At 48.1% G+C, this 2372-nt stretch carries 2 protein-coding genes, 1 pseudogene and 1 riboswitch; all 3 genes and pseudogenes read right to left on the reverse strand.

Going from position 1 to position 2372, the window contains the following annotated elements; genetic code table 11:
* Window positions 1-87 precede the first annotated feature (87 nt).
* Window positions 88-291: pseudogene (locus B5D35_RS23385) on the reverse strand (thiamine phosphate synthase); the annotation flags it as partial.
* A 10-nt stretch (window positions 292-301) separates the two neighbouring features.
* Window positions 302-1090: a hydroxyethylthiazole kinase gene (gene thiM, locus B5D35_RS23390; protein WP_078754796.1), complete on the reverse strand. Its 789-nt coding sequence runs from the start codon at window positions 1088-1090 to the stop codon at window positions 302-304.
* A 44-nt stretch (window positions 1091-1134) separates the two neighbouring features.
* Entirely contained in the window at window positions 1135-1971 is an 837-nt protein-coding gene (gene thiD, locus B5D35_RS23395; protein ID WP_078754797.1) for a bifunctional hydroxymethylpyrimidine kinase/phosphomethylpyrimidine kinase, read from the reverse strand.
* A gap of 65 nt (window positions 1972-2036) precedes the next feature.
* Window positions 2037-2136: riboswitch (TPP riboswitch) on the reverse strand.
* Window positions 2137-2372: the final 236 nt, after the last annotated feature.

The following is a 2372-nucleotide window of genomic DNA, read 5'->3' on the forward strand; positions in this document are numbered from 1 at the left end:
TTTAGACATGAGACTACGACGATTGATGGGTGTAGCCGATCAGATCGTAGCTTCTAGATTTAGTTCCATCGATTTAAGCAACAAAGCCTCGTTGATAATCAACGGCACACCCGTCCCTTTAAGGATTTCCTTTACTGCGGTGGCGCGTTCTATGAACTGGCGAACGTCACCGTGTTTTTCGCGAACCTGCACCATGGTGACGCCACCAATAACCGCCTCTTTAACCACTTTTTTCAACGTATCGAGATCTTGCTGATCATCAGTAACCAGATATAAACGATAAGGATTCAACGGCTTTTCCCTAATCAATCATGATGAGTCGCTGTGTGAGCATCTCAACATCCAAGTTATAAAGCGTATCGAGAATATTCACTTGCAAGCTTCCCGGACCCGCAGACTGTTCTGCGGCGATTTCACCCGCCACACCTAATACTGCAGTGGCAGCTAAACCCGTTTTTTCACCGACCGCAGCAAATGCGCCTGTAAGGGCAGACAAGGTACATCCCATGCCTGTCACGTAAGGCATCATCGCATGGCCATTTTTCAGCTGAGAATAGCCTTTAGCCGTCACGATATAATCCGTTTTACCCGATACAACTACAGCACACGAATAGGTTCTCACGAGATATTCCGCAGCACCCAGAGCAGCCTCGCTACTGTCCATCGCATCAACGCCTTTGGACTGACCTTGATCGCCTGCGAGCGCAATTATTTCTGATGCGTTACCACGAATAATCAAAGACTCCGCCAACGTTGCGATTTGGCGGGATGTTTCCGTTCGTATTGCGCTGGCTCCGCACCCTACAGGATCCAACACCACCGTTTTGTTGTTAGCATTTGCTTGCTCCACGGCGTGCAACATACGCGGTGTCCAGACGCTGTCCAAGGTACCGATGTTTATTACTAGTGCACCCGCAAAGTACATCATCTCAGCCATTTCTTGTTTCGAGTGCGCCATAATCGGTGATGCACCGACAGCCAACAGCGCGTTCGCCGTATTATTCATCACCACATAGTTGGTGACATTCACCACCAAAGGCTTTACTTCACGCACACGTCGTAACGCAGACACGATGACTTCAACGTTCATTCTCTTTCCTTAATTCAAGCTCAGTCATTTCAAACCCTTCGCTGCTAGCGCAGTTGCGAGTGGCCTGAGAAAAAATGATTTACGGGGCCATGACCTTGCCCCACGTCCAGCTCATCAGCATGGGCGATAGCTTCAGATATGTACTGCTTTCCTAGCTGAACAGCGCGTAGAAGGTCGTTACCTTGCGCAAGGTATGACGCAATCGCTGACGACAGTGAACAGCCGGTACCATGTGTATTTTTTGTCTGTGTGCGTTTAGCGCGAAGCACTTCCACGTGGTCGTTCAGAATTAGTAAATCATTGCTGTTTGCATCGATTTCTAAATGTCCGCCTTTTAGCAACACCGCTTTCGCCCCCAGAGCACGCAGATCGCTAATCATTGCACTCATTTCATCCTCAGTCTCAGGAACAGAAAGTCCAGTGAGCGCTGCACCCTCTGGAAGATTTGGTGTGATGATGTCAGCCAAAGGCAACAGCTCTGATTTCAACGTGCTGATTGCATCCGTTTCTAAAAGCAGATCACCGCTGGTCGCCACCATGACGGGATCTACGACTAAAAATGTCGGGCGGTATTGTTTGATTTTCTCTGCGACGATACGAATGATATTGCTGTCGGCCAGCATGCCGACTTTTACCGCCACAATATTGAGGTCAGAAAAAACCGCATCCAACTGACTCGCTACGTGGTCAATCGGAATCGGGAAAATCGCAGAAACACCCAGGGTGTTTTGGGAAGTAATGGCAGTGATGACCGAGCAAGCAAATCCACCGGTGGCAGAGATGGCTTTAATGTCAGCTTGGATGCCTGCACCGCCGCCGCTATCAGAGCCTGCGATGGTGAGCACAATGGGTGTCTTTATTTGTAGGGTAGGTGAATTCATTCGTATTCCTAAACTAACGCACAGGAACACATGCTCGCGAGAGTAAGAGGTAACGCACCTTACGATTGGCGGCACACATAGTTCCCTACGTCAGTGTTAACTGAATCAGGTTCAACGGGTCCTGCAATATGCATTCTCAGCCAAATGGCTCCCCGACTATTTCCGAAAAAGTATACCTGAATGTGGAGGTTGTCGTAAAAGCTTACGCCCCCTCTCACATCCCAGATGATCGTCTAAGCTTATTCGCACTGTATTATGCACAAACAAAGAACAAGAAAACTTAGACTAACCCCAAAATATGAAACCTCGTGTTGGTTATTTGTAACGGAACATTTGGGTTTATTGCCCTTCATCGTGGCTTTGTTGCTTAAATCGATGGAACTAAATCTAGAAGCTACGAT

The organism is Enterovibrio nigricans DSM 22720 (assembly GCF_900167155.1).
GTDB lineage: Bacteria > Pseudomonadota > Gammaproteobacteria > Enterobacterales > Vibrionaceae > Enterovibrio > Enterovibrio nigricans.

Coding starts and splice junctions, on each gene's coding strand:
- thiM (WP_078754796.1), bottom strand. CDS start 1,090: ATGAACGTTGAAGTCATCGTGTCTGCGTTACGACGTGTGCGTGAAGTA.
- thiD (WP_078754797.1), bottom strand. CDS start 1,971: ATGAATTCACCTACCCTACAAATAAAGACACCCATTGTGCTCACCATC.